Source organism: Flavobacterium sp. (assembly GCF_046293665.1).
In the GTDB taxonomy this organism is placed as follows: Bacteria; Bacteroidota; Bacteroidia; order Flavobacteriales; family Flavobacteriaceae; genus Flavobacterium.
In genome coordinates, this window is sequence record NZ_JBKBOL010000001.1 from 715,660 (window position 1) to 733,090 (window position 17,431).

General features: G+C 38.4%; 15 protein-coding genes. 6 read left to right on the plus strand and 9 right to left on the minus strand.

The annotated features are described in order from the left end of the window. Nucleotides 1–142 precede the first annotated feature (142 nt). Nucleotides 143–2,413: a cation:proton antiporter gene (locus ACK4R1_RS03230; protein WP_409683551.1), complete on the plus strand. Its 2,271-nt coding sequence runs from the start codon at nt 143–145 to the stop codon at nt 2,411–2,413. Here the strand turns inward: ACK4R1_RS03230 and ACK4R1_RS03235 are convergent, their stop codons facing one another. The 3 genes from ACK4R1_RS03235 to pyrH form a co-directional block, all read right to left on the minus strand. Beyond that, complete coding sequence (locus ACK4R1_RS03235; protein WP_409683554.1) at nt 2,414–4,900, minus strand: DUF5686 family protein; 2,487 nt, start codon at nt 4,898–4,900, stop codon at nt 2,414–2,416. An 85-nt stretch (nt 4,901–4,985) separates the two neighbouring features. Beyond that, nucleotides 4,986–5,546, minus strand: a complete 561-nt coding sequence (gene frr / locus ACK4R1_RS03240; protein WP_409683556.1) for a ribosome recycling factor — start codon at nt 5,544–5,546, stop codon at nt 4,986–4,988. A gap of 114 nt (nt 5,547–5,660) precedes the next feature. Then, on the minus strand, nt 5,661–6,368 hold the full coding sequence (gene pyrH, locus ACK4R1_RS03245; protein WP_409683558.1) for a UMP kinase: 708 nt from the start codon (nt 6,366–6,368) through the stop codon (nt 5,661–5,663). Nucleotides 6,369–6,575: 207 nt separating this feature from the next. Here pyrH and ACK4R1_RS03250 point away from each other — a divergent pair, with 207 nt between their 5' ends. Continuing rightward, on the plus strand, nt 6,576–7,205 hold the full coding sequence (locus ACK4R1_RS03250; protein WP_409683561.1) for a thioredoxin family protein: 630 nt from the start codon (nt 6,576–6,578) through the stop codon (nt 7,203–7,205). Here the strand turns inward: ACK4R1_RS03250 and truB are convergent. The 4 genes from truB to ACK4R1_RS03270 all read right to left on the minus strand — a co-directional run bounded on the left by truB (nt 7,165) and on the right by ACK4R1_RS03270 (nt 9,941). Further along, entirely contained in the window at nt 7,165–7,863 is a 699-nt protein-coding gene (gene truB / locus ACK4R1_RS03255; RefSeq protein WP_409683563.1) for a tRNA pseudouridine(55) synthase TruB, read from the minus strand. The two genes, ACK4R1_RS03250 and truB, sit on opposite strands and share 41 nt — an antisense overlap. 3 nt (nt 7,864–7,866) lie before the next feature. Further along, nucleotides 7,867–8,676: an undecaprenyl-diphosphate phosphatase gene (locus tag ACK4R1_RS03260; RefSeq protein WP_409683566.1), complete on the minus strand. Its 810-nt coding sequence runs from the start codon at nt 8,674–8,676 to the stop codon at nt 7,867–7,869. 106 nt (nt 8,677–8,782) lie between these two features. Then, nucleotides 8,783–9,019 (minus strand): DUF3098 domain-containing protein, encoded by a 237-nt coding sequence (locus tag ACK4R1_RS03265; RefSeq protein ID WP_409683569.1) that lies wholly within the window; start codon nt 9,017–9,019, stop codon nt 8,783–8,785. 46 nt (nt 9,020–9,065) lie between these two features. Then, complete coding sequence (locus tag ACK4R1_RS03270) at nt 9,066–9,941, minus strand: cell division protein FtsX (RefSeq protein WP_409683572.1); 876 nt, start codon at nt 9,939–9,941, stop codon at nt 9,066–9,068. Nucleotides 9,942–10,309: 368 nt separating this feature from the next. Here ACK4R1_RS03270 and ACK4R1_RS03275 point away from each other — a divergent pair, with 368 nt between their 5' ends. The 4 genes from ACK4R1_RS03275 to ACK4R1_RS03290 all read left to right on the plus strand — a co-directional run bounded on the left by ACK4R1_RS03275 (nt 10,310) and on the right by ACK4R1_RS03290 (nt 15,079). After that, entirely contained in the window at nt 10,310–13,306 is a 2,997-nt protein-coding gene (locus ACK4R1_RS03275) for a leucine--tRNA ligase (protein WP_409683575.1), read from the plus strand. Nucleotides 13,307–13,411: 105 nt separating this feature from the next. Beyond that, a complete protein-coding gene (locus ACK4R1_RS03280; RefSeq protein ID WP_409683577.1) occupies nt 13,412–13,597 on the plus strand; it encodes a hypothetical protein in 186 nt (61 codons plus the stop codon). A gap of 71 nt (nt 13,598–13,668) precedes the next feature. Continuing rightward, on the plus strand, nt 13,669–14,364 hold the full coding sequence (locus ACK4R1_RS03285) for a zinc metallopeptidase (RefSeq protein ID WP_409683580.1): 696 nt from the start codon (nt 13,669–13,671) through the stop codon (nt 14,362–14,364). A gap of 136 nt (nt 14,365–14,500) precedes the next feature. Then, complete coding sequence (locus ACK4R1_RS03290; RefSeq protein ID WP_409683582.1) at nt 14,501–15,079, plus strand: hypothetical protein; 579 nt, start codon at nt 14,501–14,503, stop codon at nt 15,077–15,079. A gap of 156 nt (nt 15,080–15,235) precedes the next feature. Here ACK4R1_RS03290 and ACK4R1_RS03295 read toward each other — a convergent pair whose 3' ends face one another. Both ACK4R1_RS03295 and ACK4R1_RS03300 read right to left on the minus strand, forming a co-directional pair. Continuing rightward, a complete protein-coding gene (locus ACK4R1_RS03295; RefSeq protein ID WP_409683584.1) occupies nt 15,236–15,706 on the minus strand; it encodes an Lrp/AsnC family transcriptional regulator in 471 nt (156 codons plus the stop codon). Between the two features lie 247 nt (nt 15,707–15,953). Then, a complete protein-coding gene (locus tag ACK4R1_RS03300; RefSeq protein ID WP_409683586.1) occupies nt 15,954–17,330 on the minus strand; it encodes a saccharopine dehydrogenase family protein in 1,377 nt (458 codons plus the stop codon). Nucleotides 17,331–17,431 lie beyond the last annotated feature (101 nt).

Here is a 17,431-nt window from a genome sequence, read left to right on the forward strand (position 1 = left end):
TTTTTAGGCTGATTGAGGCAAAGATTTCTCTAATTTAATGTCGATTTAGGAATACATTTTAAATAATTGTTATTAGCTGAAAAAAATGAAAAAAATTGATGACTTTTTAGCATCTTTGTAAGCATAAGCACAACTTTTTGGAATGAGAAATCTAAAGAACACTTTATTTTATTTATTGGTAACCGGTGGTTTTGGCTACTTAATGTATTGGATTATTGAGCAAGGAAAATTGTTGGAAATAGGCAGAAATATCATTTCGCCTTCTTCGACCGACAGTCAGTGGATTCAGTTTTTATCTTCTCTATTTCACAATTTGCAACATCCTTTAGCTTTGTTGCTTTTCCAAATCATCACCATTGTTTTAGTCGCCAGAATTTTTGGCTGGATTTTCAGAAAGATTGGTCAGCCTTCCGTTATTGGTGAAATCATTGCCGGAATTGCACTCGGACCATCTTTATTCGGGCTCTATTTTCCGGAGATGAAAGAAGCGCTTTTTCCGGTAGCTTCGCTTGGAAATTTGCAAATGCTGAGTCAAGTAGGTTTAATCCTTTTCATGTTTGTAATTGGGATGGAATTGGATTTGAAAGTCCTAAAAAACAAAGCCAATGACGCCGTGGTAATTAGTCATGCCAGTATTGTGATTCCGTTTGCGTTGGGAATTGGATTGTCTTATTTTATTTACCACCAATTTGCGCCGGCCGGTGTTGAATTTTTGGCTTTCAGTTTGTTCATGGGAATTGCCATGAGTATTACGGCTTTTCCTGTTTTGGCCCGAATTGTACAAGAGCGAGGCATTCACAAAACCCGATTAGGAACTATTGTCATCACTTGTGCTGCTGCCGATGATATCACTGCTTGGTGTATTTTAGCAGTGGTTATTGCTATCGTAAAAGCCGGAAGTTTTGTGAGTTCGCTCTACATAATCGCATTGGCCTTGCTTTATGTTTTGGCGATGCTTTTCGTGGTGAAACCTTTCTTGAAACGCGTTGGTGATTTATACGCTAAAAAAGACAACATCAAAAAATCGGTTGTAGCTATTTTTCTGCTGACCTTGATTGTTTCGGCTTATGTGACTGAAGTAATTGGGATTCATGCTTTGTTCGGAGCCTTTATGATGGGTGCGATTATGCCGGATATTTCCAGATTCAGAAATGTTTTTATCGAAAAAGTAGAAGATGTTGCGGTAATTTTACTCTTGCCGTTGTTCTTTGTTTTTACCGGTTTGCGTACGGAAATCGGGCTGATTAATGAACCTTATTTATGGAAAGTTACGGGTTGTATTATAGCGGTTGCCGTGGTTGGAAAATTCTTTGGAAGCGCTTTGGCTGCCAGATTTGTCGGTCAAAGTTGGCGCGATAGTTTAACCATCGGTGCTTTGATGAACACTCGAGGTTTGATGGAATTAGTGGTGTTGAATATTGGTTACGAATTGGGCGTGCTTTCGCCAAAAGTGTTTACGATGATGGTAATTATGGCTTTGGTGACCACTTTTATGACCGGACCGGCACTGGATATTATCAATTATCTTTTCAAAACAAAAGACATCATAATTCCGTCAGAAGTGAAAAAGAATTCGAAGTTTAAAATTCTGATTTCTTTTGGCAACAACGAAAAAGGGAAATCACTTTTAAGACTAGCCAACAGTTTGGTAAAAGGCCAACCGGAAGCTGCAAACGTTACGGCCATGCACTTAACCATGAGTGATGAAATGCACGCGTTTAACATTGAAGAATATGAAAAAGAAACCTTCGAACCCATTGTAAAAGAGTCTAAAAAGCTCAACCAAGAAATCACGACCATTTTCAAAGCCACCGGAGATATTGAAACAGATATAGCCGATGTGGCTTTAGAAGGGAAATATGATTTGGTTTTAGTAGGTTTAGGAAAGTCGATTTTTGAAGGCACCATTTTAGGGAAAGTACTTGGATTTACTTCTCGAATCATTAATCCGGACCGATTATTAGATAAATTCACCGGAAAAGAAGGCTTGTTTGAAAATTCACCTTTTGATGAAAGAACGCGTTTAATTATTTCTAAAACCAAAACACCTCTGGGTATTTTAATCGATAAAGATTTACAGCAAGTCGATAAAGTTTTTGTTGGGATTTACAGCGTAGGTGATGTTTTTCTGGTAGATTATGTGCAAAGATTGATGCAGAATAATAATGCTCAAGTTACTATTTTAGACAATAATGATCATACCAAAAACAATTTCCTTATTCAAAATTCCCTAGAAGCTTTAGAACAAAAACACGGCGATAAATTTGAGGTATTCCAACCTAAACAAGTGACGAAGCCATTTTTAGCAGAACAGGATTTGTTGATTTTCAGCCTGGAAACTTGGAAAAAATTAGTAGAAGAAGAAGTTTCGTGGTTACAGGATATTCCTTCGGTGTTGATTATTAAGCCGTAATTAAAACCCTAAATCCAACACAAAGCTCAACTTAATCGCAATATTGTCTTCCAATCGGCTCAATTGGTTTGGTCCGTAACGGTAAAATCCGGTCAGTCCGAAGCCTTTGTAAATTTGGTTCAACTCGATGCCTGATTCAAAGAACCCTTCGTTTAACGTTTTGTATTCGATACCGATGTGATTTTCCGGATTTTTCATATTTCCCCAAGCCATTCGCGTGACCAAAACCAAAGAAGGTTTTACTTTTTTGAACAATTCTACGCGTTTGAAGCCGTGTTTGAACTGCAGCATTACAAATTCGCTCGAGAAAAACTCATTGAAATACATCGTTTCAAAACTGTTTTTTCCGGCAATGGTGATTCTTTGCAACAAATTGTCTTTGGTCAAATTATTCGGCGAAGTATTGTACAAATGGGTTAAGGGTAAGGAACCAAAAACATAACCTCCTTGGACTAAAACAGCCGATTTTTGTCCGTTGAGGTATTTTTTTTCATAGTCAATTCGGGCGTCAATTTTACTAAATTCAAAGTCGTTATTGAAAAAGTTTGACAGCGATTTAGTGAATTGAAAGGTGAATTTCGGGTAACGTTTTTCAAACTCAATTTTGCCATTCGGCGTTTGCATATAATCGCTAAACGGATTCCATTGTATCGAAACCATCGCCGAAGTCATGGTGAATCTGCGGTATATTTTGTCTTCGTAAATAAAAGTATAGTCGAACAAAGGCGTAATGTCGCTTTGGGTGATTTGCCAGATGCTTTCGGTTTTCGGGATGATTTTAGTTTGGATATAAGCACGCCAAGTTTGGTGGTTGTAAAACGTACTAATATTGATCGGACGAGGATCATACAACTTGAAAACCCGTTTGTCAATGGCAAAATTAGTACTCGCAATCTCACGCACATCATCGGTAAATGTACCACCAATCCATGAGTTAGAAAAGTTCCCCACGCGAATCGCGCCGCCTAAATGGTATTTAGTGTCTTCATCTTTTAAGCCATAAGCGCTATAACCTTCTAAACGAAATCTTCTGGAGAATTGTTCGTTGGTTACCCCGCCAATTCCCAAACGAAAACCTTCATAATTGTTGTAACTTAACAAATAGCGTAAGTCAAAGTCAAACGGACCAAAAGGAAGATAACCATTGATAATTTTTCGACCGAATTTGATTTTCTTTTCAATCTTTTCTTTGGTCACTACGCTGTCTAAAACTACATAAGTCCGTTGACTCCGAAGGTCCAAACTGTCTTTCCGGTTTTCATTCCAAAAAACGTCATCTCTATTGTTAGCGTTGGGTTTGACCTCAATCGCGATACTAGATTTTCTGATTTTTAAATCGTTATTGATTTTCAAATCGTACACTTCCATTTCCGAAGTAAGATAAGTGAAATCGGAGACATTCTTTTTCGAATCGGATTCGTCATTTTCTGCGGCAAATTCAATTCGGCCATTCAAAATAGCCGTAGGTTCTTTGCTTTTTCCTTTAACGATTTTAAAATTTTTATGCATTGGAAACCAAAGATTTTCTTCGGGTAAAAAGTCAAATTCATGTTGGCCGGTAATATTCAAAACACTGCGAATGCGCATCACGGCTTTGGCAATGGCTAAGTTTTCTTTGTCTACATACAGCAAACCTTCCAAACCTTTTCGGGTGATTTTATTTTTGAAATAAATGACAATCACTTCACGATTACTGATGTGTGTGGTGTCCAAAATTTTGTAACGGTATTCTTTGAGTGCTTTGTTTGAAATTGGGCTGATGTATTTGGTTTCAAAGAGTTCATATTTGTCGTCATACACTGAAGAAGATTGCAAACTAAAGCCTAACAATTCATATATCGGTTCTTTAAAACCGGCCATTTTGGTACCAATGATTGTTTCTTTGAGAATGGGTTTTTCAAATTGAAACTGAGATACTTTTTCGGTCAGAAATAAATGTTGCTTGTCGATTATTTTTTTGAACTTGTACTCAGCTGAATCTATTTTAGCAATTTTATCTTTAGTAACCACATCAACAAAAAGCGTGTCAATTTTACCCGAAATCGAATCAGGATTGGCGCTTACTAATAATTTATTATAGGTTTTGTATTGAAAAGTTTTGAGCTTTTTCTCCGGATTGTTGGCATCTCTTCGTCGGATGACTTGCTTGATAATAGTATTGGCCGGATTTTCATTCGACAATACCACTTCCTTAAGCGTGTCAATTTCGGGTAAAAGTGAAATAGAGAAAAAGGTTTTGTTTTCGAAAATGGAAATTGTTTGGGTTGTATAACCTACATAGGAAACTTTTATAATTTCGGGCTGAAAAGACAATGTCAGACTGAATTTTCCATCGACATCAGATAAGGTTGCTTTTCCGTTTTCTGTAGAAATTGTAGCAAAAGGCAGTGCTTTTTTAGTTTCAGCATCTTTGACAATACCATTGACTTGAAATTGAGCCTGAAGCGACAAGGTGAAGAATAAAAATATAATTAGCAGTGGCTTCATTTGAAACGGATTGGCTCGAATTGCCTACAAAAATAGGAATAAAAAAATCCGTACGAGACGGATTTTAATATCGAATTAACAAAAGTTACACTTTCATGATTTCGGCTTCTTTGACAGCCAAATGTTCGTCAATTTTTCGGATATAGGCATCGGTTAGTTTTTGAACATCATCTTCAGCGGTTTTACAAATATCTTCCGAAGCACCTTCTTTTTCTAATTTTTTGATGTCAGTATTGGCATCCTTACGCGCATTTCTGATTCCGATTTTGGCATCTTCTGCTTCTGCTTTGGCTTGTTTTACCAAGTCGCGTCTTCTTTCTTCGGTCAAAGCCGGAACGCTGATGATGATGTTATCACCATTGTTCATTGGGTTAAACCCAAGATTGGCAACCATGATGGCTTTTTCAATAGGATGCAACATGTTTTTTTCCCAAGGTGTAACCGTAATCGTTCTGGCATCAGGAACATTGATGTTAGCCACTTGAGATAGCGGCGTTTGCGAACCGTAATAATCTACAAAAACACCACCTAACATTTGAGGCGTAGCTTTTCCGGCACGGATGTTTAAAAATTCTTTTTCTAAATGCGCAATAGAACCTTCCATTGATTCTTTCGTGCTGTCTAAAATAAATTCAATTTCTTCCATTTTTTTTAAAAAGTTTTTATTCCGCTGCGCTCCATACAGTTCGGCTACGCTTCGGGTCAGTCTCAGTCTCAGTTTTCAGCACAGATTACTGCGACTGTAAACTGCGACTGCTAACTATATTTTTACTACAGTTCCTATATTTTCGCCTTGGCAAATTTTTAATAGATTTCCTTTTTTATTCATATCAAATACCACAATTGGCAATTCGTTTTCTTGACTCAAAGTAAAAGCGGTTGAATCCATTACGTTCAATCCTTTTTTGATGACGTCATCAAAAGTGATGCTTTCAAACTTCACAGCATTGGCATTTTTTTCAGGATCAGCATCATAAATTCCATCAACGCGAGTTCCTTTTAAAATCACATCAGCATGGACTTCCACACCGCGTAAAACGGCAGCAGTATCAGTAGTGAAATACGGATTTCCGGTTCCGGCACCAAAGATTACAATTCTGCCTTTTTCAAGGTGACGAACGGCTCTTCTTTTGATATAAGGTTCAGCGATGGCTTCAATTTTCAAAGCGGTTTGCAAACGGGTTAGCATGCCTTTGTCTTCTAGGGCGCCTTGCAAAGCCATTCCGTTAATCACGGTAGCCAACATACCCATATAATCGCCTTGTACTCTGTCCATGCCATTACTGGCTCCGGCAACTCCTCTAAAAATATTTCCACCACCAATAACGATGGCAATCTCTACGCCTTTAGAATGTATTTCTTTAATTTCATCGGCATATTCAGCTAAGCGTTTTGGGTCAATTCCATATTGTCGGTCGCCCATCAGCGCTTCACCACTTAGTTTTAGAAGAATCCTTTTGTATTTCATTATAATGTTTTAGTGTGTTTTAAAAAATGAAACTTCGATTATAAAAACCGAATGTCCAACGGACATTCTCCTCTTAATATCAAAAGTGATGCAAATATAAACATATTCTGTTTTTGTATCGTATTCGTTAAAAATAATGTTTGGTAACATTTATCACTTTTTTATCCTCTTTGGTTTTGTAGCTTTGCGGCATCAAATACAATTTTTATGGAAGCCATTATCCAAGCCAGTTTGGTTAAAAGTTATACTTACACAGAATACAGAAATATAGTTTCATCACTTTTAAAAGAAGGAAAGTCAACCGGAAACGAACAATCAGAAGCGTTAACGCATTATTCTGAACTGAATGAAACGCGTATGAACCGTTTAGAGAAAACCATCAAAATTACTGATGAGTTCACGGAAAAATTAAAAGCATTAAAAGGAGAATACCTTTGGCTGGTAATTTCCGAAGGTTGGTGTGGCGATGCAGCGCAACTCGTTCCAATTTTCCACAAAATGGCGGAACTTTCCCCAAGAATCGATTTCAAAATTGTGCTTCGTGATGATAACAATGATTTGATGAATTTGTTTCTAACCAATGGCGCGAGAAGCATTCCAAAGCTGCTTATTCTGGACAAAAACACTTTAGAAGTTTTAGGCGATTTCGGACCAAGACCGCAAGGTGCTAAACAATTGATTTTAGATTACAAAGCTGAACACGGCGTAGTAGATGAAACCGCGAAAACCAATTTGCAATTGTGGTATTTACATGATAAAGGATTATCGACTCAAAAAGAAGTTATGGATTTAATGACTACTCTTGAGTTAACTGCTGTTCAAATTCCGCAGGACTAACACCATTTATCACATTATAATCGCCAATTTTAGTTCGGCGTAAAACGGATAAATAACCGCCTGAATTCAAGGCTTTTCCAAAGTCATAAGCTAAAGAACGAATGTAAGTGCCTTTACTGCAAATTACTCTGAAATCAATTTCAGGCAAAGCGATTCGGGTGATTTCAAATTCATGTATGGTGGTTTTTCGGGCTTGAATTTCAACTTCTTCACCGGCACGAGCGTGTTCATATAAACGAATACCATCTTTTTTGATGGCCGAAAACACTGGTGGTTTTTGATCGATTTCTCCAATGAATTGTTGAATTGCCGTCTGGATTAATCCAGCGGTTATATGTTCGGTTGGAAAAGTTGCATCGACTTCGGTTTCCAAATCATAAGAAGGCGTAGTCGCGCCAACAGTTATCGTTCCGGTATATTCTTTGGCTTGCCCTTGAATCTCAGTAATTTTTTTGGTAAACTTTCCGGTGCAAACAATTAATAAACCGGTTGCCAGCGGATCTAAAGTTCCGGCATGACCAATTTTAAATTTCTTAGGAAGATTGTATTTTCTTTTGAGAATGTATTTCAATTTGTTCACCGCTTGAAACGAAGACCAAGTCAAAGGTTTGTCAATCAAAAGTATTTGACCTTCTAAAAAATCTTCAGCCGTTTTCAATGTCTATTTGTTTAAAGAGAAATAAGCCAGCAAAATTACGCCTGCTACAATTCGGTAATAACCCCAAGGTTTGAAACCGTATTTTTTGATGATTCCGATAAAGAATTTAATCGCAATTATAGCTACAACAAAAGCCACAATATTCCCAACCAAAAACATTTTCAAGTTATCCGGAGATTGCGTTAGCAATTCATATCCTTTCAATTGAGACGTTTCATAAGTTTTTAGAAACAAAGAATAAGTTGTAACCGCCAACATCGTAGGAACCGCTAAAAAGAAAGAGAATTCCGCCGCCGTTTCTCTGGTCAATCCTTGTTGCATACCGCCAATGATGGAAGCTGCTGAACGACTTGTGCCGGGCATCATGGCCAAACATTGCCAAAAACCTATGGTTACTGCTTTCTTGATGGTAATGTCTTCCTCATTGGCCACTGTTGGAGTATGAAAACGACCATCTATGAAAAGCAAAACGATTCCACCGATAATTAGGACAATCGCAATGGGAATCGGATTGCCAAGCACGGCGTCAATTTTATCATCAAATAATTTTCCCAAAACCAAAGCCGGGATAACTGCACAAGCCAATTTAACATAAAAGTTGATTTTGCGGAAGTCAAAAAACTTTCTCCAATACAAAACCACTACGGCCAAAATCGCCCCAAATTGTATAGAAACCTGAAACAATTTAACAAAATCATCTTCCTGAATGCCAAAAAATGAGCTGGTAAAAATCATGTGAGCTGTCGAAGAAACCGGCAAGTATTCGGTTAAGCCTTCCACAATGGCGATAAGTATCGCTTGAATGTAATCCATTGGTTAGATTGTTAGATGATTAGATTATTAGATTGTTAGATTTTTGCTTTGGTTGATTGTAAAGGGCCAATTATCCAAAAATCTAATAATCCAACAATCCGAGAAGTTATTTACTTTTCTTAAATATCGAATAAATCGTAATCCCGAAACCAATCAAAACAACCGTTGGTGCTAAGCGAATTCTTTGAAAATTGAACACGGCATCGTTCCAAACTTTTGGGTCGTCGCTTCCGCCACCGCTCATCAGAATAAATCCAAGGGCAATCACGGCCATGCCAATTAATAATATTTTGTAGTTTACTTTTTCAAAAAGAAAATCCGGCTGTTGCTCGTTGTTTTTCATAAGGGTCTTTTTTATGTCTATTATCTATCCGTCTATTGTCTATTCTTTAATACAAATCGTCTGTTCTTAAATTCAAAAAGCGTTGCGTTGCAAAATAAGTACTAATCCAAGTAATCACTATGCCCATGAGCAAAACGCCCAACAACACTATGCCAATCGACAATTGGTCTTCCATAATGCCTAAATTCGGGAAGTTAAATTGGATATAAACTAACAAACCAATCAAAGCCAAAATCGCCAGAACAGCGCCAATAAAGCCAAGAATCACGCTAGTTTTGATAAATGGTTTTCTAATAAAGGATTTGGTCGCGCCAACCATTTGCATCGTTTTAATAATAAATCGGTTAGCATAAATCGATAGTCGTAACGAACTGTTAATCAACAACACCGAGACAAACGCAAAGACGCCTGTTACAATCAAAATCCACATACTGATATTTTTGATATTATCGTTGACCAAAGTCACCAATTGCTTGTCGTAAACAATATCGGCTACCATTTCATTTTTACGCAAACGGCTTTCAATTTTGGCGATTTCCACATTGTTTACAAAATCGGCTTTCAGATGAATGTCAAACGAATTCTGCAACGGATTCACACCCAAAAACTGCATAAAATCTTCGCCAATTACTTTTTTGTGTTGCATTGCCGCTTGTTCTTTGGAAACATATTCAAAAGATTTGGCAAATTTCGCCATTTTCATTTCTTCAGTAAAAGCTTTCATCACCGAGTCATTAGCTTCGTTTTTGAAGAAAACCGTCATCGCAATTTCTTCCTTGAAATTGTCAGATAAACGCTTGGAATTGATAACAAAAAGCCCCAAAGTTCCTAGTAAAAACAACACCAAAAAGATACTCAACACTACCGAAAAATAGGAGGTAATCACCCTGCGTTTCTGAAACTTTTCAAATGAATCTGACATAAACAGTAATTTTAGCCGTAAAAATAGTAAAGAAAATTGTTTAACGTACAAACTTTTAACTTAATTATATTAAATGTAAATTTGTCGCTTAAAAATTTTTAGGCTTGTCCCAAATTTAGTTTGGGAAGCGATTGGTTCGGGCGGTTTCAGCCAACCATTTTCCCGCTTTCCGCAGTATCTTTTTTGTCACGTCGAGCGTAGTCGAGACGCCTTATTTTAAAAAAGTATACTTGCTACAATCGGGGCTAAAAAATTAAACGCAATAAAAAACTCAGCAACTCAGTCACTCAGCGACTTAGCAACTTTAAAGATGACTCGAGCTCGAAGAGCGACAGCATGAGACCAATAAAAAACAATATAAAAGACGAATGAAATACTTCCACGAAAAAATCGAAGCCAAATGGCAACAGTATTGGGCACAAAACCAAACGTTTGCTGCTAGTAACAATTCCGATAAACCCAAGTATTACGTCCTCGACATGTTTCCTTATCCATCCGGAGCCGGTTTGCACGTTGGGCATCCGCTGGGTTATATCGCTTCCGATATCGTGGCGCGTTTCAAACGTCATAAAGGGTTCAATGTATTGCATCCGCAAGGCTATGATTCTTTTGGACTTCCGGCAGAACAATATGCTATCCAAACCGGTCAACATCCGGAGAAAACCACACGTGAAAACATTGCCCGTTACCGTGAGCAATTAGACAAAATCGGTTTTTCATTCGATTGGAGTCGAGAAGTGCGTACCTCAGATCCAGATTATTATAAATACACCCAATGGATTTTTATCCAATTGTATAATTCTTGGTATTGTACTAAACATGGAAAAGCATATGATATTTCTGCATTGACAGAAATTTTTGAAAATCAAGGAAATACAACTGTAGAGGCGGTTTGTGACGATAATATTCCTGTTTTTTCAGCGGCAGAATGGAAAAGCTTTTCAAATGAAGAACAACAAAAAATATTACTCCAATACCGATTAACTTACTTGGCTGAGACCGAAGTTAACTGGTGTCCGGCTTTAGGAACTGTTCTCGCCAATGATGAAATCGTAAACGGTGTTTCCGAACGCGGCGGTCATCCGGTCATCCGCAAAAAAATGACCCAATGGTCGATGCGCATTTCCGCTTATGCCGAAAGATTATTACAAGGACTGGAAACCATTGATTGGAGCGAATCGATTAAAGAATCACAACGCAACTGGATTGGAAAATCTGTCGGAGCAAGCGTAGACTTCGTAATTCCTAATTCGCAATTCGTAATTTCAGTATTTACGACCAGACCTGATACCATCTTCGGAGTAACTTTCATGACCTTAGCACCGGAACACGAATTGGTTTCCCAAATCACAACACCCGAACAAAAAGCAGCTGTCGAAGCTTATGTAGAAGCCACTGCCAAACGTTCCGAAAGAGAAAGAATGGCCGATGTCAAAACCATTTCCGGAGTATTCACAGGTGCATATGCTGAACATCCATTCACCAAAGAACCGATTCCGGTTTGGATTGGCGATTATGTGTTGGCAGGCTACGGAACCGGTGCCGTAATGGCCGTGCCTTGTGGCGACGAAAGAGATTATGCGTTTGCCAATTTCTTCAAAGGTCAAAAAGGCATGCCTGAAATTAAAAACATTTTCAACCAAGATATTTCACAAGAAGCTTTTGCTTCCAAAGATGGTTTTGAATTAGTCAACTCCGATTTCCTAAACGGTTTGGATTACAAAGCCGGCACGAAAAAAGTCATCGAAGAATTAGAAGCCATCGGACAAGGAAAAGGCAAAACCAATTACCGTTTGCGCGATGCCGTGTTCTCTCGCCAAAGATATTGGGGCGAACCATTCCCGGTGTATTATGTAAACGGCTTACCGCAAATGATTGATGCAAAATACTTGCCTATCGTGTTGCCGGAAGTAGAAAAATATTTACCTACTGAAGACGGGCAACCGCCATTAGGCAATGCAACTCATTGGGCTTGGGACAGTGTTCAGTGTTCAGTGGTCAGTAACCAGTTGATTGATGACAAAACAGTATTTCCTCTAGAACTCAACACCATGCCGGGTTGGGCAGGCAGTTCATGGTATTGGATGCGTTATATGGATGCCCACAATGACACTGAATTTGCCAGCCAAGACGCTTTGGAATACTGGGAAAACGTTGATTTATACATAGGCGGAAGTGAGCACGCCACCGGCCATTTGTTGTACTCGCGTTTTTGGAACAAATTCCTAAAAGACAAAGGTTTCGCCCCAACAGAAGAACCGTTCAAAAAACTGATTAATCAGGGAATGATTTTGGGGATGAGTGCATATATTTATGGTGTTTGGATTAGTTTTTCTTTTAAGAATGATGCAAGCACTCTAAACTCTAACAAAATAGCACAACCCGTTGATAGACCATTTTTCTATCTTTTAACGAAAGAGGAATATGATGTTATCGCTAAAGAAAATGATTATTCAGAAATCAATATTTGGTTAGAAAATAATTACCCAAAATATAAAAAAGCATCTCAAATAGCAAGTGGATTAGCTTATTCAACAACTCTAGCACATATAAGAGTTCCGGTTAATTTGGTTAATCTTTCCGATGAAATTTCTATTACAGAATTAAAAAATTATCAAGAACAATTTGATTCAATTGTAAATGATAAAGGAGATATATACAAAACTGGTAGGGAAGTCGAAAAAATGTCGAAATCTTTTATCAACGTCGTAAACCCGGATGATATTTGCAACGATTACGGCGCTGATACGTTGCGTTTATACGAAATGTTCCTTGGGCCGCTAGAACAAGCCAAACCTTGGAATACAGCCGGAATTACCGGAGTTTCCGGTTTCTTAAAAAAACTATGGCGTTTGTACTTTGATGAAAACACCGGTTTGACTGTCACTAACGACGAACCAACACCGGAAATGTACAAATCGCTCCACAAAACCATCAAGAAAGTAACGGAAGATATCGAGAACTTCTCCTTTAATACTTCAGTGTCGCAGTTTATGATTTGTGTAAACGAATTGGCGCAACTAAAATGCCACCACAGAGCGATTTTAGAACCATTAGCTATCGTCATTTCGCCTTATGCACCGCATATTGCTGAGGAATTATGGAGCCAATTAGGACACGAAGGATCAATCGCAACGGTAGATTTCCCAATCGTGAACGAGAAATACTTGGTAGAATCGGAAAAAGAATACCCGGTTTCTTTTAACGGAAAAATGCGTTTCACCATCAAATTGCCTTTGGATTTAACTGTGCCACAAATACAGGAAATCGTAATGGCAGATGAAAGAACCATCAAACAATTAGAAGGAAGAACACCCAATAAAGTCATTATCGTTCCCGGAAAAGTGATTAACTTAGTAGGATAACTTTCGAACCGACGAATAAAATAAAAGAAACCCAAACTTTTTTACAGTTTGGGTTTTTTTGTAACCAAAAGTCAACATCGCCGTATAACTGCAAAAACCAAAATCATGAAAAAACACGAAATCCACACCATTGTTGAAAAGGCAGGCTTTGCCAGCATGAAAGAAAGACTAACCGAAAAAGTAGAACACTTTCTTAATGAAAAAGCCAATGCCGGTTACGAAATTATCAGCGTTTCCTTTACCTATTACGAAGGCGCCGAACTCATTGCTTTCATAACCATTTGCAAATAAATGACAAGCTGTCATTGATTTTCCTTTGGCGTACAATTTGATGACCTTGTAGAAACTAAAATTTAGAAATCATGATAGGATATTATATTTTAATCGGCTTGATTGCCCTAGTCAGTTTTGCCGTAAGCTCCAAACTCAAGAGCAAATTCGCAGAATATTCCAAAATTAATTTGCGCAACGGCATGAGCGGTGCTGAAATTGCTACCCAAATGCTACAAGACCACGGAATTTATGATGTAAAAGTCATCTCAACTCCCGGTCAATTAACGGATCATTACAATCCGACCGACAAAACGGTCAATCTTAGTGAAGCCGTTTACAACCAAAGAAACGCTGCTGCCGCTGCCGTTGCTGCACACGAATGCGGTCACGCCGTGCAACACGCAACCGCTTACAGTATGTTGCAATTGCGTTCGCAGTTAGTACCGATTGTAAATGTTTCCTCAACGTTATCCCAATATTTAATCTTCGGAGGTTTAATTCTTGGCGCTGCAGCCGGACTAGGTTTCGGGTTTTACATAGCCGTACTTGGTTTGGTCTTAATGGCCATTGCTACCGCTTTTAGTTTTATCACTTTGCCGGTAGAATACGACGCCAGTAACCGAGCTTTGGCTTGGCTGAAAAACAAAAACATGTTGGGCCAACAAGAATACGCCGGTGCCGAAGATGCCTTAAAATGGGCGGCCCGAACTTATGTAGTTGCAGCGATTGGTGCTTTAGCCTCGCTGTTGTATTGGGCGTTGCAAGTGTTCGGTTCAAGAGACTAAAAACAAAATCCGTTACGAGAGTAGCGGATTTTTTATAATACCTTTCTCTCATCCCTTGAAAAATATGGTGTTTATTGCTTAATTTGAGTAATAGCAAAATATTTTTTATTAAGTTTGAGAAGCAAATACCACTACAATGCTTAGACTATACCCAAATGAAGTTTTTCGAGAAATCGAAATACCCGATGTATTGAAATTCAGATACGCCGTTTCCAACAGAGGCAGGCTGATTAGTTTTACAAATGATTTTCGCGACGGCAATGTTTTGAAAGGATCGAAAGCCGACGGTTACACCATGTTTCGCTACGTTAAAAGAGTAGATGGAAAAAAGGTGTTAAAAGGATTTTTTATTTACAAGTTAGTCGCCGAATTATTTATTCCGAAAACATCAGAAGACCAACAACACGTGTTGCATTTAGACTATGTGCGCGATAATGATTCTGTCAATAATCTAAAATGGGCTACCCATGAGGAAATGATGGAACACCGGAAGAAAAGTCCGCATGTCATCAAATCAATGCAGAAACTCTTGGAACACAACCTCAAATCCGATGGGAGAAAATTAACAACGACCAAAGTGATTCATCTAAAAAAGTTACTGAATAATCCCAATCAAAAGAACCGCATCAAAATGCTAGCCAAGCAATTTGGCATCAGCGAAATGCAGGTGTATCGCATCAAAAGCGGTGAAAATTGGGGACATATCAAGGTTTAATTATAAAAAAACAACCCGCTGCGAAAGTAGCGGGTTTTTTATGAGGAGCGAATGGCTTGGGCATTTTTGGAATGGCATTTCCCGCCATCCGTTCTGCACGGCGCCACTACTGTCGGGGCTAAGGAACAATCCATTTGAGTTTTTGCAAACGCCTAACTACAACTGAATCTGTCGTTCAATTTGCTGTTCTAAAGAAATAAAGGTTTCCGTTCTGGAAACGCCTTCAATGGGTTGCACTTTTTTGTTGAGCAGTTGCATCAAATGTTCGTTATCGCGGCAAATCATTTTGATTAAGATAGACCAGTTTCCGGTAGTGTAATGACATTCCAATACTTCCGGGATTTTTTTGAGTTCCCGAACCGCATCCGAATTACTCGAAGCTTTATCTAAATAAATCCCGATAAATGCCATAGTTTTATAACCCAAAACTTTGTTGTCTATAATAAATTTAGATCCCGAAATCACGCCCGCATCTTCGAGTTTGCGCAAGCGTTGGTGAATCGCCGCGCCGGAAATTCCGATTTTGTTGGCAATTTGTAAAATGGGTTTTCGGGCATCTTCCATTAAGTCGCGGAGGATTTCTTTATCGATGCCGTCTATTTCTATTTGTAGTTGATTTATTTTCATGGAATTTGTGTTTTTAGAACTAATAAAACAAGCTAAAGCTTGTATACCTCAAGTCCACCGGACTTGCTCCTCTTAATATCAAATCATCAATTTCTATTTGTAGTTGATTTATCTTCATGGTTAATATATTTAAAGTAAAAATAGTTATTTACCTTAAATTTTCAACCAAAACTATTGTTTTAAGTTTACCGCAAATTCGCAGATTAAAAAATAAAAATATAATCTGCGAATCTGCGGTGATTTTTTTTTAATTTCCCAATAACTTATCCGGATTGTAACCTACATAAGGCATTTCAGTTTCGTGGAAAACGATGCCATGAACCGCCAGCTCTTTCAAAATTGGTTCGTACACTTCTTTTTTTATGGGCAATTGTACGCCCGGCGTTTTGATGTTGCCGTTTAGGATTTGTAAAGTCGCCATAGCAACCGGTAAGCCTACAGTTTTGGCCATGGCAGTATAAATTTGGTCATCGCCTATGCAAACCATTTTGGAGTCGATTTGCTTGCGTTCGCCATCCAATTCATACCCAAATTTGTGGTACATCACAATCATGTCTTTGTCTTCGGGTTGTAATGTCCAACTGTCGTTTAAGATGCGTTCTAAAATTTGGGCCGGAGTCGCATTTTTGAGGCCAACAATTTTCTTTGGATTAAAAATATCGAGTTCCATTAGTTTGTCCCACATGATGTCGTCTTGTTCGATACCAAGCGCCATTCGGGTTTTTAATTCGACTGAGTCAGAGGCGTGAAATGGTAAAAACGAATTGATAAAATCGCGGTAACTCATGGTTTCCGAATTTTCCATTACATAAGCATCATCGGTCATTCCGAGTTGGACAAACATATTCCAAGCTTTGGAAAAACCAACTCTCCGGATGGTGCCTCGGTATAAAGTTAAGATGTCATCAAGTCCGTAAATGCTTCTGTATTTTAGGGAATCTCGATTGGCATAGCCTTCGAATTTTCCGTAACCTTCTACATGAAAGAATTCGGTTCTGCGGAACAATTTGTGGTACGGGATATATTTGTATTTGCCTTCTTGGATGAACTTTGCTGCGCCGCCTTGACCGGCTAACACTACGTTTCTTGGTGCCCAAGTGAATTTGTAATTCCACAAATTGGTATCACTTTCGGGAGCGACTAAACCGCCACAGAAGGATTCGAATAAAATCATTTTTCCGCCTTTGGCTTTGATTTCGTCTATGACTTTCATGGCGCTCATGTGGTCGATTCCGGGATCGAGCCCAACTTCATTCATAAAAATTAAGTTATTGGCTTTTACGGCCTCATCCAAACTTTGCATTTCTTCTGAAATGTAAGAAGCGGTCACCATATTTTTTTGGAAGGTTACGCAGTCTTTCGCTACTTCGATATGCATGTGTGCCGGTAGCATTGAAATTACAATGTCGGCTTTTTGAATTTCGGTTCGGCGTTGTTCTACGTTGTTGATGTCTAAGGCAATTGGCGTGGCATTCGGGTGATTGTATGTTTTTCTTCGGGCTAATTCTATAGACAAATCAGCGAGTGTTACATTTAAGTTTTCTTGAGGAGATTTTCTTAAAAGATATTTTATTAGGGACGATGCCGAGCGACCGGCGCCTATGATTAGTATGTTTCTACTCACGGTTAAAAATTGTTTTTTTGGTGTTCATGAATCTGCGGTTTCATGCGTTTGTTTGTTATTCACAAAGGTATGAATTTGAAATAAAAAAGCCCATCGTTTCG